Here is a 24,282-nt window from a genome sequence, read left to right as displayed (position 1 = left end):
CTCAAGCGCCCGCCAGCGTAGCGCCTGGTGCCGACGCGACCGTATCGAACGTCACTTGGCCGCGCAACAACTTGCGGCAGGTGTCGGGCTGTAACCCTCTACGGCCATGCAGGGTGCGTTGGTTGTCGATGATGAGCAGATCTCCCTTGCACCAGCGGTGGCAGTACAGGTAGGGGGCGGCGGTCAGGTGTTGCTCCAGTGCTGCGAACCAGGCAGCCGAATCCTTCTCGCTCATCCCCGGTACGCGCACGTCCCAGCTGGCCTTGGCCTGGCTCTCGAAGGGAAGAGCAAGGTTGAGCGAGCGGATGCGACCGTAGTCGCGGAAGGTGGAAATCGGATACCAGTCCTCCGGGACAGTGGCGAAATAGCCGCGTTCGAAGGCCAGGTACTCAAGCCGCCCTGTTAGCAAGGGCTGGCGTAGGGATTCAGGCATGTCCTGCCAGGCTGCGAGTTGGTCACACACGACCGTCGCACCATCTTCGTCGATGTTTTTGACGTCGGCGGCATACAGGATGATCAGGTCGACCTGGGTGCCGAGTAGGATACCGTCGGTATGCAGCGGTAGGCTGCCGCGACCTGTGATGACTTTCTCCTTGTCGTGGGTACCGTCTAGATTGAGGATATCGGTGAAACCGTATCCGACTTTGGCGTTGTTCTCGGAGTAGGACACTTTGTCGCCCAGGCTTTCTACGAACTGCCGGAAACTGCTTTCGTCAAACCGGACGTTCTGCAGCAGAGTGACGCCATGATCTAGCACTGCCTGGCGAATTGCGTCCAGAGGGGTGTCGTCCGGCAGATGGATGCCCAGACCAGAGACGGTCAAGGACTGGCTGGATAGGCTAGGTGTGGGAATTGATAAGTTCATGGGCTGCGCCTTCAGCGACGGTTAGCGATTGATTGCAGAGAGCGGTCGAGTATTTCTTCGGCAGGCAACGGCACCAGTGGGGTACGCATGGCCTGCTCCAACTGGACGATCAGGATTTGCCGGTACAGCATTGCCGCGCTGTCGGACTGGCCGGTCGTGGCGTCGATGAGTTGGGCCAGCGCTGAACCCAGTCCGTTACCATGGTGGATGGCGGTTTTCTTGCGCCAAGCAGCTTCGGTCGGAAGCCACTGCTCGGCGGCAAGTCGCAAATGGCCTTTTTCGCGGTTGCGGATGGTCTTTACCGAGGGGCAAGTGTCCAAGGCAGTGCGCAGGACTGGCAGATCCCAATAGGGGTGAGCCAGTTCGCTGCCGCAGGCCTGGGCAGCGATGCCTGTGAGTTCGCTTGAATAGCGGGTCTTGTTTACTTCAAGAGCAATGCTGCTCCGGATGTCTTTGGCCAGGCCGTCGCCAGTAGCCAGTCCGGAGTTGATCAGGTCGGAGCCGTACCCTGTGAAAATCAACCGGCCTTCTTCCAGCTGTCGACAGAACGCGGTGATCGCCACGCCGATTTCTATTGCCTGGGCCTGTGCGTGGCCAAAGGCACGGATAGTCTGGGGCAGTGCTAGCAGGATTGATTGCGGGTCAAGCTCAATACGCTTCAGCGTGAATCCGAGTGCGTCGGCCAGTTGCTGGGCATCATCGAACTCATTGCCCCATGGCGTGCCGATGCTGAATGCCTCGACATCGGGACATTGCGCGGCCAACAGCGCAGCTACCAGTCCGGAGTCAACACCACCGGAAACCAGCACGGCGGTCTTACTGGCTTTTTGCAGGTGTGTGGTGATGCTCTGTTGCAAGGCGCTGATCTGCGCTTGTCCGGCGAGCAGGGCATCATCGTAGAGATCGCTCTGTAGCGCGAGTTCGTCTTTCGTTGTTGTTTGCTCGATGTGCATCAGGTCGCCGAGCAGGGTGACCTCAAGACGGCTGCTATGGGGAAGTCGCTTGATACCATGGATACTTGAGCGATCATCCAAGTAGACGCCCGAGTCTTCACGTACGCCCGGCTGGCTATCTGTCAGGTTCGCCCAAGCACTGGCTGCGATGAGCAGGTCGGTCGAGAGGATGAAGTTTCCGTGGCTATCCGTGCACCAGTACAATGGAGTGACGTTACGACTACTGGTCGTCACAGTCAGCCGTTCGCCTTGTATTTCAATCAGGCTGTCGCCCCCGACACTGAAGCGTGTGCAGGGACGATTCAGGATATTGGGACGTTCCGGCCAGGCCGAGGCATAGATGTGGAAGGCTGTTGCGGTCGGTGCCCAATGGGCATCTTCGAACTGCCCGAGGGGGCGGCTGGAACATAATAGCCAGGGCTGTGCAGTCACGAGATCGCCTCCGCGCTCGCTTGCACAGTGGAACGGTTCAGCACCGTCTTCATACGGCCTTGTGCTTCTCCTGCGGCGAAGGCCGCGCGGTGTGCTTGTTTACCGGCGATGCGGGTTTGCTCCAATCCGGCGATGAAGTCCTTGTTGAGGTAAGTCTTGGTGTTGCGGAACGCTGGCCTGGTGAACGCTGCAGCCCGGCGGGCCTCTTCCAAGGCTTTGCTGCGCAGTTGTTCTGCATCGACCACGGCATGCAGCAGACCGTCGGTCATCGCGCGTTGCGCAGGCCAAGCTGCACAGGACATCAGCATGTTCTGCATCGAGCTGCGGCCGATGATTTTCTCGAGCATGAAGCCGCCAAACGTGCAGGCGATGCCCAGCTCGAACTCGGGCATCTTTAGTACGCAACGGTCGCTGCCAATCCGGTAGTCTGCGGTCAGGGCAATCTGCAGCCCAATACCAATGGCGTAGCCGTCGATGGCCGCGATCAATGGGCGGTTCAGTTGCAGAGCTGCAATGTACAGATCGGTGACGTGATCGATCCACACGTCGACCTCATCACCACCGGTGAATGTCGAGGTTTCGTGGAAGCTACCGCCGGCACCAAATGAGCGATCCTCACCGCTGTACAGCAGCACAGCGCCTACCGCGTCATCTTCATTCAGTTGTTTCAGCAGCCTAGTCAGCTGGGCCATTCGAGGCATTGACCATAGGTTGTGCCGGTGTGAATCGGTGAAGGCTACCAGCGCGACACTGTCCTCGAATGCAATGTCGAAATCGTAACTTAGGTAGTCTTTTTCAAAGCCTGACATTGATAACTTCCCCTTAGCGTTTCTAGTGCGAAGTGTTGCAGCCGTACCTTTATACAGACCGGCAAAACGCTAGTTAACAAGGGAGACGTACAGCCTGATACCTCCCGAGATAGGGAGGTTGTTCTGCTGCTGGCTGTGCACTATTTTCCGCCCGCCAAAATGCTGCCAGGGGCAGCATCTGTATGCCCAAGTCTCCATGGTGAATTAACAGGACTATTGATGTTATCCAAGCACCGATTCTCGAGAGAGATCAAGGAACAGATCAAGACGCTATATTTGTACGACAACCACCACGCCCCTCTCGCGTTATTGCAGAACTTGTTCTGGATAAGCTTGGCCATTTATTTGGGGGAGTCCAGTCCATGGTTATTACCGTTGGCTATTCTGTTGATCGGGGCGCGGCAACGTGCATTGGCTACTCTCCTCCATGAAGCGGCTCATGGGGCACTGTGCCGCAGTAAGCGGTTGGAGAGGTTTCTCGGAACTTGGTGCTCTGGCTACTTTATCTTCCAATCTTGGGTTAGCTACAAGCGCTCGCATACGTTGGATCACCATCACAAGCTAGGTGATTCAGAGCGTGATCCTGATTACCAGTACTATCGGCAATCTGGAGTGTTCGAAGATCGCTCGCCGTTCAGGTTCGCGCTCACGCATATGATAAAGCCGATTTTGTTCCTAAATGCACCTGAAAGCCTGAAGTACCTGCTGATCAATCGGCTGATTCGCTGCCCTAGTAAAGGTGAATTGCTTTCGGTGCTGGTCTGCCAGTGTCTGATCGCGCTATGCCTGACGATGACGATCGGGATAAAGGGCTACTTTCTTTATTGGCTGTTGCCATACCTCACGACCTTTCAGGCTCTGACGTGGTTTATTGAGCTCTCAGAGCACTACCCAATGATAGCCGAGGCCAAGACCGATCTTCAGGCTACTCGCAACCGTTTCAGTCATCCGGTCGAACACTTTTTCACAGCTATGCACGGTGAGAACTTCCATCTGATCCACCATCTCTTTCCTGCCATTCCGTACTGGAATCTGAAGAAGGCCCATCGAATCCTACTGACCGACCCGGCATATGCCTCTGTGAATGCTGGGTTTGGTGGGATCTTCGTATCGTCTAACTTCGCGCCGTCATTATGGGCAGGTATTTTATCTGGCGACAAATCAGCTACAGGGGTAGTTATCAATGCAAGCTAGTTTCACTAGAGGTGTCATCTTTGCGCTTTCAGCCGCCGCACTAAATGCAACGATCGGGGTGTTCAGCAAAGTGCTCATGAGCAATGGATTCGCCGCGAGTAGTGTTGCTGTCATCAAGACTATCTTGGGGTGTCTGCTGCTTTCGGCCTTGCTGCTGTTCCTCAAGAAACAACCGGCGTCGAAGGCCCGGTGGAGCCAGGCTGCGATCTGCGCATTTCTCGGTATCTTCGTGTTGTTCCATTTCGAAACCGCCGCGTACCAGCATTACGCTGCAGCTGGTGTGGTGGTGGTGCTGATGGCGAGCGCTGCTATCTCCGCGATCCTGCTGGGGCGCATATTCCTGAAGGATGCCATCACTGCTAACGCGACTGTGGGGGCTGCACTGGCTATAGCGGGAATCGTGGTGATTCTTGGCACTGACCTACGACAGGGGTTCACCTGGCAGGGGGCTGTGCTGGCCTCGATAGCTGGCTGTGGCTATGGGGCGTTTTCAGTTGCCATGAAGCGGATGCGGGTGTCTGGTGGACTGCACTTTACCCGCCAGTTGTTATTCTTCGGTAGCTTGTACCTGTTGATGCCGGCTGCCACCGATGGCTTTCAGATCGGTGAGCTGTCGATGCTCGCGATTGCAGCATTATTGGCATTGGCCGCTCTACCTACCATCCTCGGCTTCTTCTGCACCACCAAGGCTATCGAGTATCTGAAGCCATCCCAGGTACAGGCGCTGGAGCTTACCGAACCTCTGTTTGCCGCGTTGCTGGCGTTCGTAGTACTCAATGAAGTGCCGCGCGATAGTCTGTATCCAGGGGCTGCGCTGATCATCGTGGGGCTGTGCTTCTCGAATGAGCTCATCCGTTTGGGCAAAAAAGCCCCAGTGCCGTCGCGCGCCTGAGTCATCGCCGGAGGCTATCAACCTCAAAACGCTATATGCTACCCTCCCGACCCAATTTTTTGGGTGGGCGCGAATGCCCCTTCAAATGCGGTCAGGATGAGAGCACCGTTGAACGGTGCCCGAAGGTAGGATGCTTTCGTGCTAGCGATGGATGAGCTGATACATCTCTCCGAGATGGAGTGTTTTGAGGACTGGCTGGCAAGCCTGAAGAAGCTGACCAGCAGGCTGGGCTATGCGAATTTCCTGTTGGGTCTCAAGCCAGGACCTGCCGCAGCTAGCCAGCAGGTATTGATCTACAGTGACTATCCCGATGCCTGGCGTGCTCATTACGACTCCCGAGCCTACGATGCACTCGATCCGGTCGTTCACCACTGCCTGAACTCGAACAGGCCGTTGTTCTGGGATCGAGTGAATTACCACCAGCCCTCGGAATCGGAATTCTTCGAGGAGGCTGCAATGTATGGGCTTCATCAAGGTCTGGCGCTGCCCCTGCATGGCCCGAGGGGTGAGGCGGGTATGCTTTGCTTGAGGCCCTGCGAACCCGGTCCCCAGTCTACCCATGCGATGCTCCAGTCTCTGCCCGTAGTGACTGTGCTGCGCGACTATGCGACTGACTGGATTCTCAAGGCCCTGGCCGAGCAGAACGAACAGCCAATACACCTGACGAGTCGAGAAAAAGAGGTCTTGAAGTGGAGTGCAGTAGGCAAGACGACCTGGGAAATCGCGATGATACTTTCCTGTACAAGCTCAGCAGTTGATTTCCACTTCAAGAACATCCGCCGCAAGTTTCAGGTCAGTTCGCGTCAAATGGCCGTGCTCAAAGCTATCCAGCGGAGATTGATCATGCCTTGAGTTTCACCGCAAGTGCGGGATGAGGTCGCTTTCCTGTATGAACCCATTCAGGTATAGGCGCAGCAGGATATAGACTGGGGCTGGCACCTGGCAGGTGCTCTCGATGCGGCTGGCACAAGCTTGACTGATACCGAATCTTGACCAGAACTCGGTTTGGCTCTGTTTCAGATTCAAGCGCAGTCTAGTCGCTTGGTGCGCAGCTTCGCGTACTGCCGAGGTGTTGAGTAACTTCATCTGTAGTGAATCCTTAAAAAGCCAAAAATATCAAACAGGTGTGCCTTGAGTAACCTCCTTAATTTGGGAGGGTCACATTTATTCATAATGAATATACCGTATGCGGAAATTCTCATTCGGTCGGTATATTGGCATGCTTATTTCCATTGAACGTCGCAACAATATTAATCCTCAGGCTCTTAATGACATGCATAAACTTAGGGCGCGTGTTTTTAAGGCAAGAAAGAAGTGGGATCTGCCGCTCATTAATGGAATGGAAATAGATGGATATGATGCGCTTGATCCTTATTATATGATCATCAGTCGGGATGCCGAGCAATCGTATGTTTGTGGTTGCTGGCGGATTCTCCCTACAACAGGCCCGAATATGTTGGCGCATACATTCCCTGAACTGCTGCATGGCCAACCGGCACCTTGTTCCAAGTCGATCTGGGAGTTGAGTCGTTTTGCCATCGAGGCCCCCCATGACAACCAGTTTGGTTTCTCGCAAGGCACGACTCAGGCTATCCATGCCATTGTGAACTTTGCCATCAGGCGTGGAGTAAAGCAGTTCGTCACTGTTACTACAGTCGGTGTCGAGAAAATGCTGATTCGACTGGGGCTAGACATCAATCGTTTCGGTCCAGCGTTACAGGTAGGCGTAGAGCGAGCTGTGGCACTACGCATCGATCTGAATGATCGAACCGTGGCCATGCTGGAGAGCGCGGTTGCCAGTCTCCATCAAGAAGTAAGTCCACACGTTTACAGCTAAGTTGGCAATCTTCTCAAATCTGTACTCAACAACGCCGGCTACTTCATTAAAGTAGCTGGCGGCGCTGATATGTTGATCAACTTCTTAGCCATGCACCTTTCGTAGCGTTACTTCGCCACCTCATGCTATGGCTATCAGTAAACGAAGCATAGGCTAATGCCCGTTCCTGCCGGTTTCTACCTGTTTTCGCCAGCTGTTATGAGCCGACTTCAGCGGGCTATGATTGCTTGCAGAGGCGGGCTAGGCTGGTCAGCCCGCTTTCAGCTAAGTGGCTAGAAGTGTTGTGATCTGATTGACACTAATAACATGCTCGCTCCAGATCATCTCAAAATGAGCGCTCTGGATGATCGAGGTAACAGGTCGCGGCGTCATCAGTGCCCAACAGATGTTGCCGGGAGAGCGTACCGAGTTGTAGCGCAGACCCGTGCATCCTTCTCGTTTCACTTCGCTTCCCAATCGATTCGAGTGTGCGTAGTCATCCGGCGCATAGATGGGGTCTGAAAGCGGCAGTGCTGTGGCGTCCCTCATCTCACTGTCGCTGAAGCTGGCGGTCAGCCCTCTGAAGACGAAACGCTCATAGTTGAGCTCTGGCACATTTGACCAGTAGCGCTCCTGGTGATGGCGCACCTCGGCAATTGCGGTGTCCATCCTGTCGGCCAGGTAAAGCACGCCGAAGCTGCCGTTGCTGAAGCGTGAGCCGGCCGGGTTGACGTGGGTGAAGGGCGCTATCGCATACGAGCATCCGGGGATACCAAATGGGATCTGGTCGCGCGGAATCAACTCCAGGCGGCCAATCTCGTTCTGCAGCCGTGGATTGGTCAGCGCCTGGATCTGATAGAGGGCCTCGAAGTCCTTTGCGTCGGCGACATCGTCGAACAGGGCAATGGGCGGAAACTTGGAGTTGACCAGGCGGTAGGCCTGCAGGCTCTCACCTTCCAAGGGCGGAAGGTCGCCTAGCATTACCACTGGGCACCTCGCAGCGCGTCGATCCGACGGAATGTCTCGTACAGCGAGATCATGTCGCCCTGCGTCATGATCTCGAGCGGCTTACGGCCGTTGAAGAACTCATTGCGGTTCTCCATCGCGGGGAATCCGTAGACGTTCTCGGGGTTGTCGAACACAACGCGCAGTGCTGCGTGGATGTTCAGCACAAGACTGATGCGCTGCATCTGGTCAGAGTCCAGGCTCACCGCCCACGCCGAATCCTTCTGACTGGCGCGGGTGTAGGTGCTGCGGGAAATCCGCAGCACCCGGCAGGCCTGCTCGCAAGAGGCCTTCCACTTGTCCAGGATGTTCAGCGCGGCACGCAGGCCGGCTGCGCACTGGTTTTTCGAGAAGTCCTGAGCTTGGATGGCGGCAGCTGTCATGGGGAGCCCTTGATTTAATCTGTAGAGCAAAATATAGCATATATGGCTCTGCAGATTGAAGGTGGCCATTTCACCGGTGCCGTCCCTAGCGTCCATCTTCAGTGCCCGAGTGGAAGAATTGGATGGGGTGAGGAGTGTAGGGTGTGCCTTTGCCCATAAAGCGTATGCGCTGGGCATCGCTAACTGCGTTGCACTGGGCCTCACCCAACTTTGCTCGATTGTCCCGGCACTGCAGTCGCAGTTCCTTGAGCCGCTCGGGATTCTCCGCAAGCGCTTCAGCCGACTCAAACGGCATCGGCTTTTCGCAAGCGCTCAACAGCAGGGCAGTCAGTAGCAATGGCATCTTCTTCATCAAGCGATCTCCTCGTGGGATGTGTGGTCAGGCAATAGCGCCTGGCTTTCCGCCGGGCTCACCCGCCCGATAAACCGCGCCAATTGCTCGGCCGGCTCGCCTTCGCGTCGTACCAAGTAGGTGGTCAGCATGGTTGCGCAGCCGTCTAGCGGCCTGGCCACGACGTCCGGATTGTTGAGTTCGTTGATGCGCGCCAGGCTGGAGAAGCCCAGCCCGTATCCCGCGGCGACTAGCGCCATCATCAAGTCCAGGGTGGGGACGCGGTCGGCGATGGTTAGCCGCATGTCCACGGTGCCCAGCACGCGCTGCAGCTGTTGCCAGAATCCCTCGCAGACCTGCGGATCGCAGAGCACCAGCGGGTAGCGCAGCACCTCGTCGAGCGGCACGCGCCGATAGGTCAGTAGCGGGTGGCGGGCAGGTACCGCCACAACCAATGGATCGAACCAGACCGGCTCGGCCACCAGTCCATCGCCCACCTCGTCGGACTGTGCAAGCCCGATGTCGAACAGGTCATCGCTCAGGCCTCTGACCTGTTCGCTGAAGGTGACTTCCGACAGGCAGATCTCGACCTCGGGTTCTTCCTCACGGCACTGGGCGAGCAGGGCTGCCAGGCGCGCCTGGGGAATACCGTCGGACAGTGCTACGCGAATACGCCCACGGTAGCCGGCCGCCGCGCTCTTGACGCTGGCCTTGGCCTGGTCGACCACGGCCAGCACCCGGCGCGCTTCTTCCAAGAGCACCTTGCCGGCCCAGGTCAGGCGCGTGCGCCGCGTGGTGCGCTCGAACAGCTGGACGCCCAGGCGGTACTCCAGCTCCTTGATGATCCGCGATAGGGGCGACTGTTCGATATGCAGGCGCGCGGCGGCACGCGCAAAGTGCAGTTCTTCTGCGACGGCGATGAAACAGCGAAGGTGGCGCAGTTCCACGGCCTTTCCTCCGTCAGTTGTAGGGTTCGGCTTGCACGTCGCCGTTCCAGGTTGGCTGGCGACGCAGGTTGACGATCTGCAGCAGGGCGCCCAGCGCGGCGACACCACCGGCGCTGGCGGCCAGGGTCCAGGTGGGCATCTGCAACAGCAGCGCGAAGCCGCCGGCCGCGGCGCCGATGGCGCTGCCCAGGTAGAGCGCCGACTCGTTCAGGGCGATGGCCAGGTTGCCGTCGCCTTGGGCCTGGCGCGCCAGGATCAGCTCGTTGTTCTGCGGCACCTGCAGCGCCCAGCCGACCGCGCCCCACAGGGCGATGGGCAGCATCACCAGCCAGGTGCTGAGGGCCGCCGCCAGCGGCAGCACGAACAGCGATACGGCGAGGATCAGCATGATGGCGAAGGTCAGCACCGGGCCCTTGATGCGATCCACCAGCGGACCGATCAGGAAGCTGCCCAGCACGCCGCCGATGCCCCAGACCCACAGATAGGGCGTGACCGAACGCACCGCGCCGTAGGCTGCAGCGGGGCGATGAAGGTGTACATGCCCAGGCTGGCGATGGCGGCCAGCAGCGAGACCAGCAGGATGACCAGCACATGGCCGTCGCCGAGGATAGCCAGCTTCTGGCCCAGCGTGGTGGCGGTGGCTGCCGGCAGGGAAGGGAGCTTCAGCAGCAGGCCGAAGAAGGCCACCAGGCCAAGCAGGGTGACCAGCCAAAGGGCGGCCTGCCAGCCGAGCTGTTCGGCGATCAGCAGGCTGAGCGGAACGCCGAGCACCACGCCACTGGCCATGCCACCCATGATGATGGCAATGGCCTTGCCGCGGCGTTCCGGGGTGGACACGGCGGCCGAGGCGCCGATGCCCATGGCCAGGTAGACGCCGGCGCCGATGCCAGCGATGGCCCGCCAGACCATCAACGCGGTGAAGCTCTCGGCCAGCGCGCTGGCAGCATTAGCGATGACGAACAGGCCTAGGGCCAGCAACAAGCCGGCGCGCTGGCGATGCGCCGGCGTCAGGGCCACGAAGATCGGCGAACCCAGTCCGTAGGCCAGGGTGAAGGCGGTGACCAGTTGTGCGGCCACCGCGACGGAGACTGCGAACGAGGCCTCGATCATCGGGATCAACCCGGCGGTGACGTAGGAGGCCATACCGAGGGCAAAGGCCCCCAGCGCTATGAGGTAGATGGGTGATTGGTTGGGTGTGTGCATGCTCGGACTCGCTTGCGTTGCAGGAACGCGTGGGTGGTACAGCGAATGGATGCGGCCCCGCACCGGGGCCGCATCCGGTTGGGGACTAGAGTTCGAGGCTGACGTCGTACTCGTTCAGCCAGGTGTTGAGGCCGACCGCCAGCTCCATGCCCATGCGTTCGTACATGGGCGAGACACCGCCGAGCGGCTTGGCCAAGGTTTGCTGGATACGGCCGCTGTCGAGCAGGGGCGTCACCGGCGCATTGCGATCCGCCTGGATGGCGGCCAGGGCGGATCGCAGCGCCTGCTCGTAGGCCGGATCCTGCGTCGAGGGGTAGGGGCTCTTGACCCGCTCGCTGATCGATTCGGGCAGCAGGTCGCGGGTCGCCGCGCGCAGGATGCTTTTCTCCCGCCCGTCGAAGGCCTTCATCGCCCAGGGGATATTGAAGGCGTACTCGACCAGGCGGTGGTCGCAGAAAGGCACCCGCACCTCAAGGCCGACAGCCATGCTCATGCGATCCTTGCGGTCGAGCAGGGTCTGCACGAAGCGTGTCAGGTTGACGTAGCTCATCTGCCGCATGCGCTGGTCGACCGCGCTTTCGCCCGGCAGCACCGGCGCCTCGGCAATGGCCTGGGTGTAGCTGTCGCGCAGGAAACTGTGCATGTCGAGTTGGGCCAGCAGTCCTGGATCGAACAGGGTCTTACCGTCGAAGTACTTGCCGGTGACCGAGGCCAGCCAGGGGAAGGTATCGGCCTGGATCGCTTCCGGATCGTGGAACCAGCGGTAGCCACCGAACACCTCATCCGCGCTCTCGCCGGACAGTGCCACCGTCGAGTGTTTGCGCACTTCTTGGAACAGTCGGTAGAGCGATGGCCACATGTCGCCCCAGAAGGCCGGAGGGAGGTCAAGGGCGCGAACGATCTGCGCACGCAACGCCGGATCGGCCAGCTCGCGGCTGTCGAGGACGATTTCCTGGTGGCTAGAGCGGATCTTCTCCACCAGTTCACGTACGAAGGGCGCATCCGGCGTGCCGCGCACGGCGTCGCCGGTGAAGCCGCTGCCATGGTCGACGAAGTCGACGGAGAAGGAGCGGATGTTCTCCTTGCCTGCGGCCAGCAGCTTCTTCGACGCCAGCGCGGTGATGATCGAAGAATCCAGGCCGCCTGAGAGCAGGCTGCACAGCGGCACGTCGGCGACGATCTGGCGATCTACGATGTCCTCCAGCAGGTTGCGGGTGTGGCGGATGGTCTCGTCCAGCGTGTGCTCGTGCTCGCGCGCTTCCAGCTTCCAGTAGTGGCGACGGCCCAGGCCTTGGCGGTTGATGCGTACGATCTCGCCCGGCATCACCTCGCGCATGCCGTCGAACACGGCATGGCCTGGCGTCTTCGCCATTTCCAGGATCTCGCGCAGGCCGTCTGCACGTACCTTGCGCGGTACCAGCGGGTTGGCCAGTAGCGCCTTGGGTTCGGAGCCGAACACCACGCCGTCTGTGGTGGGGAAGTAATACAGCGGCTTGACGCCCATGCGGTCGCGAATCAGCAGCAGCTCTTGCGAACGCAGATCCCAGATGGCGAAGGCATACATGCCGTTGAGTTGCTCGACGAAGGCTTCGCCCCATTCGACATAGGCGCGCAGCACCACCTCGGTGTCGCTGCGGGTCTCGAAACGGTGGCCGAGTCGCTGCAGCTCGGTGCGCAGCTCGCGGAAGTTGTAGACCTCGCCGCTGTAGGTGATCGCGGCGACCTCGCGCGGGCCACCGTGCATCGCCGTCATTGGTTGGCGGCCGCCCTCCAGGTCGATGATCGACAGGCGCCGATGACCCAGACCGACCGGGCCGTCGATCCACAGCCCGCCGGCATCCGGGCCGCGCAGCGCCATGGTGTCGGTCATACGCTGCAGGGTGTCGCGTTGCATTTCCAGGTTCTGGCTGTAGGACAGCCATCCAGCGATTCCACACATAGTCGTTCTCCTTGTGATTGGGTTACCCGAGGCTTTCCAGGTCGCTGTCCTCGGCCAGCAGCACGCGCGTCTCGCCATGGACGTAGCGCGCCGGTGCAGGGGTTTGGGCGTGGGTGTCGAGCTCTTTGAGCAGGCGCTGCAGCGCCACAGCGGTGTCGAGGCCGCCGAAGGGCTGGCGGGGCGGTTCCTTGAGCGCCACGGCGCGCACCACCTGCCGGCACAGCCGCGAAAGCTTGTGCAGGGTGTCCAGCCCTGGCTCGTCGGGAGCTGTGGCGAACGCGTGCAGCAGCTCCTCGGCACCGTTGGCGCCGCGCGTCCAGATACGCAACTGGTCGTGATCCCAGCGCGGGGTGTCGAACACCAGGCGCGCATGGATCAGCCGGGCATCGCGGTCGACGAAGCTGAAATCCACGGTGCGCTGACGCACGATGTTGACGAAGCTGGCGTAACCGGTGACCCGCGCTTCGCCCAGGCTGGCGGTGAGTTGCACGGTGTCGAGTACCTCTGCGCCGGAGACGGAGAAGTCCGAGCGCACACCGAGCACACCATCGAGCTTGAGCTGGCCAGCGTGCGGGCAGATCCAGCCGACCAGATCTAGGGCGTGGATCACCTCGCTAGTCACGCCGCAGGTGGGGCGGTAGTCGTTGATGCGGTCCTTGCCCCAGTGGAAGTTGGCGCGCACCAGTTGCCAATCGTGGCGCTCGACCCACTCGCACAACTGCCGGGTTGCGTCCGAGTAGCGCTCCACCAGATCCAGGGCAAAGCCACTGACCTGATCCAGCGCACCTAGCAGCTCGTCCAGGTCGTCACCGGGCGTGACCAGTGGCTTTTCGCAGAGCACGAAGCCCCGGTAGCCGGCGAGCTGCTTGAGCACAGGCGCATGGCTGTGGTCGTTGACGCTGACCACCACGATGTCCGGCTCAAATACCTGTAGCGCCCGCTCGACGCTGTCGAAGTAGGGCAGTTCGGTCGCCTTCTGCCGGCGCCCGACATAGGCCAGCGACAGCGGCAGGCCAGTGCTCGTGGCGATATGCTCGAAGGCTCGGCGGTAGCGGTTGCCGGCGTAGCCCAGGCCGATGATCAGGATCTTCATGCCGAGGCCTCCTGACGGATCAGCAAGCGCTCTTCGCTGACGACGAAACCCAGTGCCTGGTAAAGCGTGCCGGCATCCGCGGTGCTCTGCAGCACAACGCAGCCGACACCTCGGTTGGCGAACCAGCGCAGCAGGTGCTGCATCAGTTGCTTGGCGATGCCACGGCCCCGCCACTGCGGCTCGACCACCACCGACTGCACCCAGCCGGACAGGCCATTGAGGCAGCCTGGTGCCGGCGCGCGCTGGTCGATGATGGCGGTCGCACAGCCCAGCACCTGGCCGGATTCCCTGTGCTCGGCGGTGAGGATCTGAACGCAGTCGCTGTCGTTCAGGCGGCTATTCAGCCAGGTGCGGTAGGCCGCCCGCCAGCGCGCCGCGTCTTCTGGTGTCTTGCTCGAATAGCTGGCGTTGGTATCGTCCAGCAGATACGCGCGCAGCTCTACCAGACTGGCCAGGTCGGCCTGGGTCGCCGGACGTACTGTGAAGAAGGACTGTTCCATCTCAGGCCACCTCCGCAGCAAACACCTCGGATGCCAATGGGATACTGAAGTGGTCGAAGGTCTCGCGCAGCGACACCGCCAGATGTTCGATCTGCGCATCGCTGTGGTTCGGCGTAGCATTGACGCGGAAGCGCTCCGTCCCTACCGGCACAGATGGATAGTTGATCGGCTGCAGGTACACACCATGGTTATGCAGCAGGCGTTCGGCCGCTGCCTTGCAGCGCTTGGCTTCACCTACCAGCACCGGCAGCACATGGGTTTGTGAGCAGGGCATCACCGGCACGTCATGGTGCTTGAGGCGCTTCCGCAGCTTGGCGGTCTGGGCATGCAGGCGATCGCGCTCGGTGCGGCTGGCCTTGAGGTGTTCGACGCTGGCCAGACAGCCTGCGGTAATTGCCGGCGGCAGCGAGGTGGTGAAGATGAAGCCGGTGGCGAAGGAGCGCACGGCATCGACGATCACCTGGGTCGAGGCGATATAGCCGCCGATTACGCCGATGGCCTTGGCCATGGTGCCCTGGATTATGTCTACCTGATCGGCTACGCCCAGTTCGGCCGCGATACCGGCGCCGCGCGGGCCGTACATGCCCACCGCATGCACTTCGTCGAGGTAGGTGAGGGCGTTATAGCGCTTGGCGACCGCGACGATTTCGGCGATAGGGGCAATGTCCCCGTCCATCGAGTAGATCGACTCGAACACCACGATCTTCGGCTGGTCCTGCGGGTAGCTGGCGAGGATCTGCTCCAGATGCTCGACGTCGTTGTGGCGGAAGATCTTGCGTTCGTTGGGTGTCGAGCGAATGCCGTTGACGATGGAGGCATGGTTCAGTTCGTCACTGATTACTACGCAATCGGGAATACGCCGCAGCAGACACTGGAGGGTGGCGTCGTTAGAGCCAAAGCCGGTAGGAAAGACCAGCGCCGCCTCCTTGTCGTGCCAGTCGGCCAGGCTCGCCTCCAGGCTGGCGTACAGCTCGTGCGAGCCGCCGATATTGCGCGAACCGCCGGAGCCGGCGCCGTAGGTCTCCAGCGCGTCGTGCATCTGCTCGCGCACGGCGGGATGTTGCGACATGCCGAGGTAGTCGTTGCTGCACCAGACCACCACCGGTTCCTGCTCGCGACCATCCAGCTTGGCCAGTGGGTACTGGCCACAGATGCGGCTGAGGGTGGTGAAGGTGCGGTACTGGTTGGAAGACTTCAATGTCTCCAGCTGTTCCCGAAGAAGTGCTTGGTACATCCGTTTATCTCCTTAGCGAGTTGATGACATGTCTCTGTGTGGTTCCTCATCAAGCAAGAGCCCTGGCTCGGTCATTCGCGGCCAGGTCGGGGTATTCTTCTCGGGATTTATAGGGGTTACAATTTGACTGTTTATCCTAGTACTAGAGGTAACCGGATGAGCGCGCCCCGCACAGCCGAACGCACTCGGGTAGAGCTGGCCGAGTTCCTGCGTAGTCGCCGCGAACGCATTTCGCCGGAGGAGGTGGGCTTGCCCGCCGGTAGTCGGCGGCGCACGCCTGGGCTGCGCCGCGAGGAGGTCGCGGCCCTGGCCGGGGTGGGTTTATCCTGGTACACCTGGCTGGAACAAGGGCGGGATATCAGCGTGTCCGCGACCTTTCTCGATAACCTCTCACGAGCGCTCAAGCTGGACGCCACCGAGCGCCGCCACCTGTTCCTGCTCGCTCACCAGCGCCTGCCGCCCGAGCCGGGCAAGACCTGGTGCACGGTGCCGGTGCTGATTCACCGGCTGATGGCCGACCTGCCGTCACGTCCGGCCTACGTACTCAACCTGCGCTGGGATGTGTTGGCCTGGAACGCCGCAGCGGATCGGGTGTTCGGTTTCTCCGCGCTGCCGGCGGACCGCCGCAACCTGCTGTGGATGCTATTCACCAGTCCGGCCATGCGCGAGCTGTTCAACCCTTGGGATGAGCAGGCGCTACAGATCCTCTCCAGCTTCCGCCGCGACTTCGTGCGGGCGACCCAGGATCCGGATATCGCTGCGCTGGTAAAGGACCTGGAGAAGGCCTCGCCGGATTTCAGGGGCTGGTGGCGGCAGCAAGACATCCACGGCCCGTGCCAGGGGATCCGCCACCTGCACATCGAAGCGGTTGGCCAGGTGGTGTTCGAACACACCACGCTGACCATCGACGAGGATCGCCACCTGCGGCTGGTCTACTACGCGGCCAAGGAGGGCAGGCCGCAAAGCCGATCCTTCGAGCAGTGGCTGCAGCAGGAGCCGGCGCTGGTCTAGGCCCCGGTGCCTGTTGCTCAACCAATCGACGGCCCGCGCTGGCGACCCAGTTGCCAGGAGACGCTGTTGCCCTGGATCACCGCCGACACGCTCTGCCCGAGCCTCTGCTCGATCACCGGCTTCCATGGCACCAGGCTGAAGCCGATGCCATCGTCGAGCAGGGCATAACGGCCACTGGCCAACTGCACGCTACGCCGGTAGATCCCACTGACGCTCTGGCCCTCGACCGCCGGATGGTACTGCATGCCCGTCTGCGCCGAAATCTCGCGCGCCGCCGCGGTCAGCTCCCGGCCGCGCAAGGTGGCCAGCAGGTTGCGTGCGAGCACCACGCGCTGGCCCTGGCATTCTGCCAGGCCCTGTTCCACCAGAAAGTCCGCACGCTGCCGCAACGCTTCGCGCACCTCCTTGCCGAAGCCCTTGTCGACTAGCTCGCGGTTGCCACTGATTAGCTGTTGGTCCAGCCAGGTCGCACCGACGGCGCGCACCTGCTGCTCGAGGGGCAGCGGCGTGCGCAGCTCGACGGCGACGTCGCCCAGGCGGCGGGCGTCATGCTGCCGGCCTTGCTCGGGCAGATCGGTCGGCACCCGCCAGACGCCCTCGGCCAGCCGCTCAACGATACCGGCCCGGCGCAAGGCTTCCAGGCGGCGCACATGGCGTTCAACCAATGCCTCGGGATCCTGTCCTTCGACTGCCTGTGATCGTGCCAGGGCCGCGTGATGATCGGTGCGATAAAGGCCGTCCGCAGCCAGTGCGGCAATCGAGCGATCCACCGTGCACGGCTCGCTCAGGCTGCGCGTTTCCACCAGGCCGCCGATGGGGTAGTCGGCCAGCTCCGCGCGGGCAGGCAGGGCCAGGTAGTGGGCCTTGCCGTCGAGACCGTCGACCACCAGATATCCGCGGTCGTTGAGCTCGTCGGCCAGCCCCTTGGCCATGATCCGACCGACCACTTCGGGACCATCCTTGCCCGGCTTGAAGACCGCCAGCTCTCGCTGCACGCTACCCATGGCCCGCTGCATCGTGCGCACGATATCGCCACGCTCGCCCATGGCGCGCAGGGTCACCTCAACGTCGTCACGTAGGATCCATTGCCCGGGGCGAACCTCACGAGCCAGCTCAAGCCTCTGCAGCTGCTGCAGGCGGCCGATCAGCAGCTGCCGACGTGGATGGTCGGCGAGCGATTTCAGGCTGAGCACGCCGGCTTGGTGTTCGCGCAGCAGGGTGCAATCCAGGCTGGTGAAACGCTCCTGCTGCACCTCGCGCTGCAGACTCTGCTGGATCTCCAGTTCGGTGCGCGGCCCCAGCCATTCGGTGGCCAGCTCCGAGGCGCGGTTGCGCATGCCCTCGGCGATGTAGTCGCGGGCGATCACCAGGTCCTTGCCGGTGTCGTCCTTGCCGCGCAGGACGATATGGGTGTGCGGGTTGTCGGTGTTCCAATGATCGACCGCCACCCAGTCGAGGCGCGTACCGAGGTCGGCCTCCATCCGGCTCATCAGGTGGCGGGTATAGGTGCGCAGGTCGTCGAGTTGCTCGGCATCCTCGGGCGAGACGATGAAGCGAAACTGATGGCGGTCATCCCGGCCACGTTCCTCGAACGCATTGAGGTTGGCCTGGTCGGTCAATGGCCCGTAGGCCTTGCCCGGATCGCCCTCGCGACTGACGCCGTCGCGCTCGATGTAGCGCAGGTGGCTGAGCGTCGAGCGCTTGCCGGCCTGATGCAGGTTCACCAGGCGCGTCTTGATGGTGACGCGGCGGGCGTTGGACGGCAGTTGCTGCGCGCTGAAACGAGCGGCGACATGCCCGCGGCCGAGGCGGGCGCCGGGCTGGTGGCCCGCCTTGCGCGGCTTTCCGGTGCCGGCCTTGTTGGCCTGGCGCAGCACCTGGTTGATGAAGGGTTGACCGCGTTGCTGCGGCTTGCCCGGCTGTGGGCGAAAGCGCAACTCGTCGTCCGGAAGGCTTCCCTTACTCATATCTAAGACTCCTCCAAGTTGATCGCAGTACGGCGTATCAGGCACGCTCCCAGGCCGTTGCCCATGTGGGGCGAACACGATTGCGGCACCTGACGACGCAGGCGCTGTGTCGCCGCCACCCCCCGTGCAGACTGATTTCCGGGCCAGCGAAGTGCCGCCCCCTTTTATCTTGCCCTCTGCTCTTGCCGTACCTTTGCGCTGCTGGGGTGGGTAATCAGGAGAGGCGGGACGGCGACTTCCACAGCCCCTGGCCGGCAGGCGAGGGCAGAGGTATCTGCAGCCGGGCGGTCCACGACTGTGCACGCCGAGCGCATGCGGTCGGCAGGCGGATCGACACGGAGAAGGCCTGTTCATCGACGCGACTCCAGCCACAAGGGCTGCGCCCGACCGATCACCGCGTCGGCGGATATCGGGCCGAAGTAACGGCTGTCGAACGACGCCGGGTTGGCGGTGCTGAGCAGGAACAGCTCGTCGCCAACCAGGCGCCGACAGGCCTGCCAGGTTGGCAGCGCGCGACCCTGTCGATCCCACCTCAAGCGCCTGGCCACAAGGACGCCATCGATGCGCACCTGGCTGCCCTGTACGCATACCCGCTGCGGCGCCATCGCCGCCACGGTCTTCAGCAGCGGTACGTTCGCCGGTAGGTAGCCGCGCTGCGCCGCCAGCGACCTCACCTCTGCTAGCAGGCGAACCAGCACCAGGTCGCCAGGCGCCAACGAGTTGGCCGGCGAAATGCGGTACCAGCCGACGGGCACGCTGTCGGAGGCGTTGTAGACCAGCCGTGGTGGCGACGTTGTGAGGGCTGCCCAACCCAGGGCAAACAAGCTGCCGGCTAGCAGCGCCAGTGGCCACCTCGCGCCGCGAGCACCCAAGGTCATGAAGTAGCCTCCGGAAACTGTCGCTCCAGCACCTCGCGCAGCATCTCCGCCATGGTCACACCACGGTCGAAGGCCGCCAGCTTGATCCGTGTGCGCAGCGCCGGCGTCACGTCCAGCGTCAGCCGGGCGCTGTAGCGCTCGGCCTTGCCATGGTCGATGGCAGTGCCCTGGCGTATCCAGGTTTCGGCCTGTGGATCGGCCAGCGGGCGTGCACCGATACCGATGCGCTTGCCGCTCATGGCGACCACCTCAGCAACTCGTCCACCAGGCTGCTGACCTCGCGCGCGGCGGCGCTGTCCGGCGCCAATTCGCGCGCCAGGCGACCGGCTGCCACGCTCTCGGCGAAGACGATGCGCTGGCGTACTTCGGCTTGCAGTGCTGGTAGCGGTTGGTCGGCCAAGGCGCCGCGTGCTTCGCGGCCGATCACCGTGGTGCTGACTCGGCGATTGATGGCGAATGCCGCGCGCAGCGTCGGTCTGAACACCTGCGCCTCGCGGATCAGGTTGACCATCTCCGCGCTGGCCCACAGGTCGTAGGGGCTGGGTTGTACCGGGATCAATACGCGATCCGCCGCCAGCAACGCCGAGCGGGCGAGGGCGGCGATGCGCGGTGGCCCGTCGATGATCACGTGATCGGCACGACGAGCCAGCTCCGGGGCTTCCTGGTGCAGCGTCTCGCGCGCCAGGCCGACGGCGCTGAACAGCCTGGGCAAGCCCTGCTGGCTGCGCCGCTGCGTCCAGTCCAGTGCCGAGCCCTGCGGGTCGGTATCGAGCAGGATGACGTTCTGTCCGCGCAGGGCCAGTTCGCCGGCGATGTGGGTGGCCAGGGTGGTCTTGCCCACCCCGCCTTTCTGGTTGAGCAGGGCGACGATCATGGCCGAATCTCCCTGGCCAAACAGCCCCAATCCGCACCTGTCCACACACAGGCGCTGCCCCAATAACAAGTTAGAGCTTTTAAGTTAGTTAAGTTAAGGGCGGCTGGAAGCCCCGCCAGCCGTGGCCTGCAGAGGCGTTCGTGCGCCTGAAGGCACGTGCACCGCGCTCCTGATAGCACGGGCCGGCGTGCGCCTGAAAGCACGTCGGGATTCACAGCTTTTCCCGAAGTTATCCCCGTGCCATCTAAGGCACGCGCCGGAAGGCCAGCAGTTCGGTCGAGCGGGACAGACGCACCACTTCCAGGCGATACCCGGGCAGCGACTGGCGAGCCGCCAGCGCACGCAGGTCGAGGGCGAAGTCCGAGTAGCGCGCCGAGCTGCCGGATTTGCGGTACAGGTGGCGAAAGTCGAACTGCCAGCCGTCCTCCTGCTTGCCGCCGTGCTTGCGCACCAGGCGATACAACCAGCGCTCGATGCCGCCGGTGAGGCGGAAATAGGCCGGGTCGATGGTCAGCACCAGGGCCTGATCCAGCACCCCGCTGTAGAACCAGTCCGGCAGGATCAGCTCGATACCCAGTGGCCGGCCATCCACCGCGGCCAGCTCCTTCCACTCGTTGATCCAGGAAAAACGGTGCAGCCGCCGGCCAGTAGTCTCGCGGATCGAGGTAGCTACGCTGGTCGACTGCAGCCGATCCAGCGCCGCCTTCAGGCGCTGGTAGTCGCGCAGCGAGGTACCGCGGCCGATGAAGCGCAGGATCTGGTAGGGCGTCGCACGCATCAGGCGAGAGGTGGGGATGCCCGCATCGCGCGCCTCGACCAGCTGGCTGGCCGCCCAGATCAGGATGTCGGCATCCCAGATCGTGGCAATGCCATGCTCCAGCGTGCCCTCCACGCGGACCGTCACCTCGCCCGAGCGAAAGTCGATCGGCACGGTGCGTCGCGACTTGGCCAGCGAGAAGAACGGATGCGCCATCAGGTCCTGGGCGTCGCGCGGCGCCATGTCGCCCGGCAGCGCGCGGAACAAATCCAGTTGCCCACTCTGGGCAGGCGAGTCCTGAGAGTTGCGGCTCATGGACAAGGGCTTCACTGATCATCACGCTGCGCTCCCGGGTGGCGGTCGATGTACTCAGGATCGAAGGTGGTCTCGAAGCTGCGCTCACCGGCCCAGGACTCGAGATCGGCGAGCGCGTACATCACCCGCCGGCCAAACTTGTGAAAGCGCGGCCCGCCGCCGATCACCCGCTGCTTTTCCAGCGTGCGCGGAGACAGCCGCAGGAAGGCCGCTGCTTCGTTGTTGGTGAGGTAGCGAGGGGCAGGGCAGGCCTGTGGCGCTTGCGCCTCAATAGCGCCTTCCACGGGCCGCATGGCATGCGCCGTCGGCCCGGCCTTGCGGTGCAGCGACGAATCGAGATCGATGCGGCGCGGCTGACGGGAAAGATCGGTTGAGTGCGACATGGTGTGTCCTCCGTTGACGTGGGAGGTGCACCGTGCGGCAGCCGTCGCGCTCGATCATGCCGGGTTGGGTCTGGGCGAATGCGCAGGCAGGAGGGGCGAGGATTGATACCGGGAAGGTCTGGACGCTGACCGGGTACGCCCAGCTACGCGCGTCACCGGCCACGGTGCCCAATCACGCCAAGCTCCGCGTGCGCAGCGCTACGGATTTACGGGTCTACGGCTTTCTGTAATACCGGATAACCGTATCGGCGGATTTCCGTAAATCCGTAAAAGCGTAGATCCGCTTCCCCACCAATCCATAAATTTGTGGATACGGATCGACGGATTTGGGCAAAACCGTAAGACCACAACGGTCTCAATCAGCAAGCGGTACAACGTGGTTGCTCCAGGCTGATCACCGGGTGCTCGCCCCGTGCATCAGCCTTGCGGGTGGGGCGCGCGGGTGGCCGGCAGGACAGGGGCGCAAAAAACAAGGCACCGGGTCGCCCCGGTGCCTTCCGCAGGCCTAGCGATTCCAGAACACATGCACCTGCTCGAAGCCGGTCTCCAGGGTGAACAGGTCCCCGCTGTACTCCATGTCGCGGGCCATGGCGCGGTAGTCGATGTACATGGCCAGGTGCTGCGGAACGCTGGTGGTTTCCTCGGTCAGCTCCTGGGCGTAGTCGGCCAGCGAGCTGTAGCAGCCGCAGTAATCTTCCTCGGCCGCCTTGCGCGCCTGCTCCAGATCGTTGAAATGCGCGAGCAGGGCGCCGCCGAATTCGGGGTACTCCTCGATGAAACACGCGATCTCATGGGCGTTTTCGAGGCCTTCATACTCGTCGAGACGGTAGCCGTCGAAGCCCTCAAAGTCATGGATGGCGTACTCCTCCGCGCCCTCGACCGGCGAGGCCGCCAGCATGGCACTGACTTGCGCCTGGATGTCGTCCAGCTCCAGGGTGGCATCGATCCAGACGCCATGCAGGTAACCGGCGTTATAGGCGGCCAGGTCGGCAACGTAGATCCTGATTTCTTCGCTCATGGCTTTCGCTCCTTCGTCTTCAGGGTTCTGCGCTTGCGCTGCGCATGAACCCCTGCCGACTAGGGCGACTAAGGCGGTCGTGAAAAAATCAGGAAAAATCGCGGAGGCTCCACCCAGCGCAGCGGCCGGGTGGAAACCGTCTATTTTTCTTGATTTTGAGGGGGCAAGAACCCCTGCGTTTGGAGCAAGGAAAGCGTCGCCACAGGTGGTGACAGCATTGTGGTTCTCATCCGGCAACTGGTAGAAATCGGCCTCTGCAAGCGGACGCTGACCATCTCTAGGACTAGCAGGGTGATTGGTTAAGCCTGTTTTCTTCCATCCATTTCTTCATTTTCCATGATTCTCCAGCTCTGCGGCGATATCCCCATCCAAGTCCTGAAGGCACGAGAGAATGCGTTGGGGTCTCGATACTGCAAAGTTTGGGCAACGGTGGAAATCGGCAGGACTGTATGCCTGAGAAGTTGCAAGGCCAAATCCCGCCTGGACTCGGAGATCAACTGCTGCAAATGGGTACCTTCGAGATCCAGGCGACGCCTTAGCGTGCGCTCATGCAGTGCGATTCGAGTAGCGATATGCTCGGTACGTGCTTTCCCCTCGAGCAGTAAGGGGTATAGAAGCCGCCGTACTTGCTCCGAAGTAGTCAGGCTGGCGGTGGTCGTCGTTATGGCTCGTTGCAGCAAATGGTGTAGGCGCGGCGCTGCCGAAGCTTGTCTCCGATGCAGCTGATGATTGTTGATGACCAACCCTGAAACAGGCGCATCGAATTGGACCGGGCAGTGGAAGGCCTTCTGGTGGTAGGCGGTATTGGCGGGTTGGCGGTAGGCCAGCTGTACCCGGACAGGAGTCCAACCAGGACCAAGTAGCTCCCGAAGCATCCGAAAGCCGATCATGATCACGCTGTCTATGACGGGGGCAGGATTGCTCAAGTCGTGACGGTGAATCACATATCCCAGCAAACTGAATTGGCCTGATAGAGGAAGAAGCAGAGGTGTGCCGCCCCGATCGTGCAACTGGGTGTGAGCCGTCAGGTCGTGCAGCGCCTCGTGAACTGTCCCGGCAAAGCGCATGAGCTGGCCTACCGGTCCGAGGTCTTTGAGCATGAAACGTCTCCCTACTAGCAGCCCAATGTGGTCGCAGCGGGTATGTTGAACGGCGGTGCTGAAAAGACGCGCGATATCCTGGTAATCGAGACAGTGCTCACCATCGTTGATGAACTGGTCCAAGTCGAGCCTTGCGCTTCTGAATACCTGCTGTGGGCTTCCCCCTAACTGAGCGATGACTTGCGGTAGAACCTGTACGGGCCCAGTGCGCAGTTCTCCAGGGGTGCTTGCAGATAGCGGGAGGCGGGCGTAATCGCGGATGGCGGGCTGCGAGTGTGGCAAGGCGGTCTTCCTTGTGTTGCCGAGGTGGGGAGTCATGGTGTGACTCAGGAAAGAAAGATAGACGTTGTCGCGAGCACCTCTCCACTTCCGTGAGGTTCGAT

25 protein-coding genes and 1 pseudogene are annotated in these 24,282 nt (G+C 61.7%); 5 read left to right on the top strand and 21 right to left on the bottom strand.

The features are described 5' to 3' along the window. Position 1: 1 nt before the first annotated feature. From ACIGFL_RS07405 to ACIGFL_RS07395, 3 genes are read right to left on the bottom strand one after another with little or no spacing between them, the layout of a single operon-like run. Positions 2-865 carry a TauD/TfdA dioxygenase family protein gene (locus tag ACIGFL_RS07405; RefSeq protein ID WP_397496706.1) on the bottom strand — a complete coding sequence of 288 codons (864 nt, stop codon included), beginning with the start codon at positions 863-865 and terminating at the stop codon, positions 2-4. A gap of 11 nt (positions 866-876) precedes the next feature. Beyond that, positions 877-2,250: an asparagine synthase-related protein gene (locus ACIGFL_RS07400; protein WP_397496705.1), complete on the bottom strand. Its 1,374-nt coding sequence runs from the start codon at positions 2,248-2,250 to the stop codon at positions 877-879. Further along, entirely contained in the window at positions 2,247-3,059 is an 813-nt protein-coding gene (locus ACIGFL_RS07395; RefSeq protein ID WP_397496704.1) for an enoyl-CoA hydratase/isomerase family protein, read from the bottom strand. The genes ACIGFL_RS07400 and ACIGFL_RS07395 overlap by 4 nt, the downstream gene beginning before the upstream one ends. Positions 3,060-3,278: 219 nt before the next feature. On the opposite strand from ACIGFL_RS07395, the gene gntB reads away from it, so the two are divergent. From gntB to ACIGFL_RS07380, 3 genes are all read left to right on the top strand, one after another. After that, positions 3,279-4,253 (top strand): guanitoxin biosynthesis L-arginine gamma (S) hydroxylase, encoded by a 975-nt coding sequence (gene gntB / locus ACIGFL_RS07390; RefSeq protein ID WP_397496703.1) that lies wholly within the window; start codon positions 3,279-3,281, stop codon positions 4,251-4,253. After that, a complete protein-coding gene (locus tag ACIGFL_RS07385) occupies positions 4,243-5,145 on the top strand; it encodes a DMT family transporter (protein ID WP_247735091.1) in 903 nt (300 codons plus the stop codon). The genes gntB and ACIGFL_RS07385 overlap by 11 nt, the downstream gene beginning before the upstream one ends. Positions 5,146-5,292: 147 nt before the next feature. Continuing rightward, a complete protein-coding gene (locus ACIGFL_RS07380) occupies positions 5,293-5,997 on the top strand; it encodes a LuxR family transcriptional regulator (RefSeq protein WP_397496702.1) in 705 nt (234 codons plus the stop codon). A gap of 3 nt (positions 5,998-6,000) precedes the next feature. On the opposite strand, the gene ACIGFL_RS07375 is transcribed toward ACIGFL_RS07380, so the two are convergent. Continuing rightward, entirely contained in the window at positions 6,001-6,231 is a 231-nt protein-coding gene (locus ACIGFL_RS07375) for a hypothetical protein (protein WP_397496701.1), read from the bottom strand. 133 nt (positions 6,232-6,364) lie between these two features. Here ACIGFL_RS07375 and ACIGFL_RS07370 point away from each other — a divergent pair, with 133 nt between their 5' ends. Then, on the top strand, positions 6,365-6,982 hold the full coding sequence (locus tag ACIGFL_RS07370; RefSeq protein ID WP_397496700.1) for an acyl-homoserine-lactone synthase: 618 nt from the start codon (positions 6,365-6,367) through the stop codon (positions 6,980-6,982). Positions 6,983-7,246: 264 nt separating this feature from the next. Here ACIGFL_RS07370 and ACIGFL_RS07365 read toward each other — a convergent pair whose 3' ends face one another. The 9 genes and pseudogenes from ACIGFL_RS07365 to hemA form a co-directional block, all read right to left on the bottom strand. Further along, the gene (locus tag ACIGFL_RS07365; protein WP_397496699.1) at positions 7,247-7,942 is read right to left on the bottom strand and encodes an RES family NAD+ phosphorylase; all 696 of its coding nucleotides are present in this window, start codon (positions 7,940-7,942) and stop codon (positions 7,247-7,249) included. Next, on the bottom strand, positions 7,942-8,349 hold the full coding sequence (locus tag ACIGFL_RS07360; RefSeq protein ID WP_397496698.1) for an antitoxin Xre-like helix-turn-helix domain-containing protein: 408 nt from the start codon (positions 8,347-8,349) through the stop codon (positions 7,942-7,944). The genes ACIGFL_RS07365 and ACIGFL_RS07360 overlap by 1 nt, the downstream gene beginning before the upstream one ends. 85 nt (positions 8,350-8,434) lie before the next feature. Then, entirely contained in the window at positions 8,435-8,701 is a 267-nt protein-coding gene (locus ACIGFL_RS07355; protein WP_397496697.1) for an EexN family lipoprotein, read from the bottom strand. Further along, positions 8,701-9,627 carry a LysR family transcriptional regulator gene (locus ACIGFL_RS07350; RefSeq protein WP_397496696.1) on the bottom strand — a complete coding sequence of 309 codons (927 nt, stop codon included), beginning with the start codon at positions 9,625-9,627 and terminating at the stop codon, positions 8,701-8,703. The genes ACIGFL_RS07355 and ACIGFL_RS07350 overlap by 1 nt, the downstream gene beginning before the upstream one ends. Before the next feature lie 13 nt (positions 9,628-9,640). Beyond that, positions 9,641-10,830, bottom strand: a pseudogene (locus tag ACIGFL_RS07345) (MFS transporter). A gap of 85 nt (positions 10,831-10,915) precedes the next feature. Beyond that, positions 10,916-12,769 carry an asparagine synthase (glutamine-hydrolyzing) gene (gene asnB, locus ACIGFL_RS07340; protein ID WP_397496695.1) on the bottom strand — a complete coding sequence of 618 codons (1,854 nt, stop codon included), beginning with the start codon at positions 12,767-12,769 and terminating at the stop codon, positions 10,916-10,918. A 22-nt stretch (positions 12,770-12,791) separates the two neighbouring features. After that, on the bottom strand, positions 12,792-13,862 hold the full coding sequence (locus tag ACIGFL_RS07335; RefSeq protein ID WP_397496694.1) for a Gfo/Idh/MocA family oxidoreductase: 1,071 nt from the start codon (positions 13,860-13,862) through the stop codon (positions 12,792-12,794). After that, positions 13,859-14,362 (bottom strand): GNAT family N-acetyltransferase, encoded by a 504-nt coding sequence (locus ACIGFL_RS07330; RefSeq protein WP_397496693.1) that lies wholly within the window; start codon positions 14,360-14,362, stop codon positions 13,859-13,861. Before ACIGFL_RS07330 ends, ACIGFL_RS07335 begins: the two co-directional genes overlap by 4 nt. 1 nt (position 14,363) lies before the next feature. Next, complete coding sequence (gene hemA / locus ACIGFL_RS07325; protein WP_397496692.1) at positions 14,364-15,596, bottom strand: 5-aminolevulinate synthase; 1,233 nt, start codon at positions 15,594-15,596, stop codon at positions 14,364-14,366. 156 nt (positions 15,597-15,752) lie between these two features. On the opposite strand from hemA, the gene ACIGFL_RS07320 reads away from it, so the two are divergent. Further along, a complete protein-coding gene (locus ACIGFL_RS07320) occupies positions 15,753-16,607 on the top strand; it encodes a helix-turn-helix transcriptional regulator (protein ID WP_397496691.1) in 855 nt (284 codons plus the stop codon). Positions 16,608-16,624: 17 nt separating this feature from the next. Here ACIGFL_RS07320 and ACIGFL_RS07315 read toward each other — a convergent pair whose 3' ends face one another. From ACIGFL_RS07315 to ACIGFL_RS07280, 8 genes are all read right to left on the bottom strand, one after another. Beyond that, entirely contained in the window at positions 16,625-18,574 is a 1,950-nt protein-coding gene (locus ACIGFL_RS07315) for a DUF3363 domain-containing protein (protein WP_397496690.1), read from the bottom strand. 350 nt (positions 18,575-18,924) lie between these two features. Next, positions 18,925-19,452 (bottom strand): S26 family signal peptidase, encoded by a 528-nt coding sequence (locus tag ACIGFL_RS07310; protein ID WP_397496689.1) that lies wholly within the window; start codon positions 19,450-19,452, stop codon positions 18,925-18,927. Then, positions 19,449-19,691 (bottom strand): hypothetical protein, encoded by a 243-nt coding sequence (locus ACIGFL_RS07305; RefSeq protein WP_397496688.1) that lies wholly within the window; start codon positions 19,689-19,691, stop codon positions 19,449-19,451. The genes ACIGFL_RS07310 and ACIGFL_RS07305 overlap by 4 nt, the downstream gene beginning before the upstream one ends. Beyond that, the gene (parA, locus tag ACIGFL_RS07300; RefSeq protein WP_397496687.1) at positions 19,688-20,326 is read right to left on the bottom strand and encodes a ParA family partition ATPase; all 639 of its coding nucleotides are present in this window, start codon (positions 20,324-20,326) and stop codon (positions 19,688-19,690) included. Before parA ends, ACIGFL_RS07305 begins: the two co-directional genes overlap by 4 nt. Before the next feature lie 244 nt (positions 20,327-20,570). After that, positions 20,571-21,398, bottom strand: coding sequence for a replication initiator protein A (locus ACIGFL_RS07295; protein WP_397496686.1), 828 nt, complete (start codon positions 21,396-21,398; stop codon positions 20,571-20,573). An 11-nt stretch (positions 21,399-21,409) separates the two neighbouring features. Beyond that, complete coding sequence (locus ACIGFL_RS07290; protein WP_162884254.1) at positions 21,410-21,691, bottom strand: AlpA family transcriptional regulator; 282 nt, start codon at positions 21,689-21,691, stop codon at positions 21,410-21,412. Between the two features lie 595 nt (positions 21,692-22,286). After that, entirely contained in the window at positions 22,287-22,799 is a 513-nt protein-coding gene (locus tag ACIGFL_RS07285) for an antirestriction protein ArdA (protein WP_397496685.1), read from the bottom strand. A gap of 299 nt (positions 22,800-23,098) precedes the next feature. Then, positions 23,099-24,217 carry an AraC family transcriptional regulator gene (locus ACIGFL_RS07280; protein WP_397496684.1) on the bottom strand — a complete coding sequence of 373 codons (1,119 nt, stop codon included), beginning with the start codon at positions 24,215-24,217 and terminating at the stop codon, positions 23,099-23,101. Positions 24,218-24,282: the final 65 nt, after the last annotated feature.

The organism is Pseudomonas sp. NPDC077649 (assembly GCF_044542855.1).
GTDB lineage: Bacteria > Pseudomonadota > Gammaproteobacteria > Pseudomonadales > Pseudomonadaceae > Aquipseudomonas.
Note: the sequence above shows the minus strand (reverse complement) of the source record. Positions and strands in the feature narration are given on the sequence as shown.

What these genes read in the sequence shown, in the direction of transcription:
- ACIGFL_RS07405 (WP_397496706.1), bottom strand. Translation starts at nt 865, where the DNA reads ATGAACTTATCAATTCCCACACCTAGCCTATCCAGCCAGTCCTTGACC.
- ACIGFL_RS07395 (WP_397496704.1), bottom strand. Translation starts at nt 3,059, where the DNA reads ATGTCAGGCTTTGAAAAAGACTACCTAAGTTACGATTTCGACATTGCA.
- gntB (WP_397496703.1), top strand. Translation starts at nt 3,279, where the DNA reads ATGTTATCCAAGCACCGATTCTCGAGAGAGATCAAGGAACAGATCAAG.
- ACIGFL_RS07385 (WP_247735091.1), top strand. Translation starts at nt 4,243, where the DNA reads ATGCAAGCTAGTTTCACTAGAGGTGTCATCTTTGCGCTTTCAGCCGCC.
- ACIGFL_RS07380 (WP_397496702.1), top strand. Translation starts at nt 5,293, where the DNA reads ATGGATGAGCTGATACATCTCTCCGAGATGGAGTGTTTTGAGGACTGG.
- ACIGFL_RS07375 (WP_397496701.1), bottom strand. Translation starts at nt 6,231, where the DNA reads ATGAAGTTACTCAACACCTCGGCAGTACGCGAAGCTGCGCACCAAGCG.
- ACIGFL_RS07370 (WP_397496700.1), top strand. Translation starts at nt 6,365, where the DNA reads ATGCTTATTTCCATTGAACGTCGCAACAATATTAATCCTCAGGCTCTT.
- ACIGFL_RS07365 (WP_397496699.1), bottom strand. Translation starts at nt 7,942, where the DNA reads ATGCTAGGCGACCTTCCGCCCTTGGAAGGTGAGAGCCTGCAGGCCTAC.
- ACIGFL_RS07360 (WP_397496698.1), bottom strand. Translation starts at nt 8,349, where the DNA reads ATGACAGCTGCCGCCATCCAAGCTCAGGACTTCTCGAAAAACCAGTGC.
- ACIGFL_RS07355 (WP_397496697.1), bottom strand. Translation starts at nt 8,701, where the DNA reads ATGAAGAAGATGCCATTGCTACTGACTGCCCTGCTGTTGAGCGCTTGC.
- asnB (WP_397496695.1), bottom strand. Translation starts at nt 12,769, where the DNA reads ATGTGTGGAATCGCTGGATGGCTGTCCTACAGCCAGAACCTGGAAATG.
- ACIGFL_RS07335 (WP_397496694.1), bottom strand. Translation starts at nt 13,862, where the DNA reads ATGAAGATCCTGATCATCGGCCTGGGCTACGCCGGCAACCGCTACCGC.
- ACIGFL_RS07330 (WP_397496693.1), bottom strand. Translation starts at nt 14,362, where the DNA reads ATGGAACAGTCCTTCTTCACAGTACGTCCGGCGACCCAGGCCGACCTG.
- hemA (WP_397496692.1), bottom strand. Translation starts at nt 15,596, where the DNA reads ATGTACCAAGCACTTCTTCGGGAACAGCTGGAGACATTGAAGTCTTCC.
- ACIGFL_RS07320 (WP_397496691.1), top strand. Translation starts at nt 15,753, where the DNA reads ATGAGCGCGCCCCGCACAGCCGAACGCACTCGGGTAGAGCTGGCCGAG.
- ACIGFL_RS07315 (WP_397496690.1), bottom strand. Translation starts at nt 18,574, where the DNA reads ATGAGTAAGGGAAGCCTTCCGGACGACGAGTTGCGCTTTCGCCCACAG.
- ACIGFL_RS07310 (WP_397496689.1), bottom strand. Translation starts at nt 19,452, where the DNA reads ATGACCTTGGGTGCTCGCGGCGCGAGGTGGCCACTGGCGCTGCTAGCC.
- ACIGFL_RS07305 (WP_397496688.1), bottom strand. Translation starts at nt 19,691, where the DNA reads ATGAGCGGCAAGCGCATCGGTATCGGTGCACGCCCGCTGGCCGATCCA.
- parA (WP_397496687.1), bottom strand. Translation starts at nt 20,326, where the DNA reads ATGATCGTCGCCCTGCTCAACCAGAAAGGCGGGGTGGGCAAGACCACC.
- ACIGFL_RS07295 (WP_397496686.1), bottom strand. Translation starts at nt 21,398, where the DNA reads ATGAGCCGCAACTCTCAGGACTCGCCTGCCCAGAGTGGGCAACTGGAT.
- ACIGFL_RS07290 (WP_162884254.1), bottom strand. Translation starts at nt 21,691, where the DNA reads ATGCGGCCCGTGGAAGGCGCTATTGAGGCGCAAGCGCCACAGGCCTGC.
- ACIGFL_RS07285 (WP_397496685.1), bottom strand. Translation starts at nt 22,799, where the DNA reads ATGAGCGAAGAAATCAGGATCTACGTTGCCGACCTGGCCGCCTATAAC.
- ACIGFL_RS07280 (WP_397496684.1), bottom strand. Translation starts at nt 24,217, where the DNA reads ATGACTCCCCACCTCGGCAACACAAGGAAGACCGCCTTGCCACACTCG.